Genomic DNA, 271 nt, shown 5'->3' with positions numbered 1-271 from the left:
TGAAAATTTTATATGGCATTGAAGCAAACATTGTGGATGATGGGGTTCCAATTGCTTACAACTCCCAAAATATTGAATTGAGTGAAGCAACTTATATTGTCTTTGACGTAGAAACGACCGGTTTATCAGCTGTTTATAACAAAATTATTGAGCTATCGGCTGTTAAAATGTATAAAGGGAATGTAATCGAAAAATTTGAACAGTTCATAGATCCTGGACATCCTTTATCCCAGACAACGATTAATTTAACGGGTATTACAGATGATATGGT

The 271-nt window shown here is 33.9% G+C and carries 1 protein-coding gene; it reads left to right on the top strand.

What is annotated here, in order from left to right; translation table 11 throughout:
• Positions 1–271: exonuclease domain-containing protein (locus RT405_RS12995; RefSeq protein WP_313470243.1), on the top strand; the 271-nt coding region annotated here is incomplete at both ends.

The sequence above is a fragment of the Carnobacterium sp. genome (assembly GCF_032094055.1).
Taxonomy (GTDB): Bacteria; Bacillota; Bacilli; order Lactobacillales; family Carnobacteriaceae; genus Carnobacterium_A.
The sequence above is the reverse complement of the archived record's forward strand: the minus strand, read 5'-3'. Positions and strand labels throughout refer to the sequence as shown.